The sequence below is a fragment of the Stieleria sedimenti genome, from assembly GCF_025060895.1.
GTDB lineage: Bacteria > Planctomycetota > Planctomycetia > Pirellulales > Pirellulaceae > Stieleria > Stieleria sedimenti.
In genome coordinates, this window is sequence record NZ_JANZKV010000345.1 from 1 (window position 1) to 1,166 (window position 1,166).

1 protein-coding gene is annotated in these 1,166 nt (G+C 60.2%); it reads left to right on the plus strand.

Annotated elements, in window-relative coordinates; translation table 11 throughout:
• On the plus strand, window positions 1–1,166 hold a 1,166-nt coding region (locus NZK35_RS33275; protein ID WP_259636844.1), incomplete at both ends, for a cadherin-like domain-containing protein.

The following is a 1,166-nucleotide window of genomic DNA, read 5'->3' on the forward strand; positions in this document are numbered from 1 at the left end:
GGCGCGGTGGCGATCACGTCAACGCTGACGCTGAGCGACGTCGATGACACGAACCTGGAATCGGCGGTCGTCCAAATCACTGGCAACTACACCAACGGCCAAGATGTGCTGACGTTCGTCGATCAGAATGGCATCAGCGGCGTCTGGAATGCCGGCGCCGGCACGATGACTCTGACTGGAACGGCGACTGTCGCGCAGTATGAAGCGGCGCTGCGGAGCATTACCTACACCAACACCAGCGACAATCCCTCCACGGCGACGCGCACGGTCTCATTCACGGTCAACGATGGCGACGTCGATTCCAACACGCAAACCCGTGACATCTCGATCGCGGCGACCAACGATGATCCGACGGGTACGGGATTGCCGAGTGACATCACGGTGACCGAGGACGTCAGCAGCAATGTCGATCTGTCGGCTCTCAACCTGAGTGACTTGGATGAGAACGGCGGCAATCTGACGGTCACGCTTTCGACTTCGACCGGCGGCGATTTATCGGCCTCGACAGGCGGTGGAGTGACCGTGGGGGGATCGGGAGCCGGGACGCTGACCCTGACCGGCACACTCGCCGATTTGAACACGTTCTTGGATACGCCGGCCAACATTCAGTACTTGCACTCTGCGCCGCACACCTTCGGTAACGACGCCGACACGATCCAAGTGGTCGTCAACGACGGCGGCAACACGGGTTCCGGTGGCGGAACGGATCAAACGATCGGCACCGTCAACGTCGACATCACGGCGGTCAACGACGAGCAAGTGCTGGCGACCAACACCGGTGACACGGTCCCGGAAGGCTCGGTCGGCAACACCGTGGCCACGGCGATGCTGGAAACGACCGACGTGGACAACACGGACAGCCAATTGGTTTACACGGTTGATGCGGTGCCGACCAACGGAACCCTGTACCGTCTCGGTTCTGCGTTAAGCGTCAGCGACACCTTCACGCAAGCCGATATCGATGCGGGCCTGATCACTTACGATCACGACGGCAGCCAAACTTCATCGGACAGTTTTGATTTCACGGTCGATGACGGCGCGGGAACGACGACCAGCAGCACGTTCAATTGGACGATCAGTAATGTCAACGATGCTCCGGTAGAGGCATCGATCGAAGGCAGCACGCTGGCCTACACGGAAAATGACGGCGCGGTGGCGATCACGTC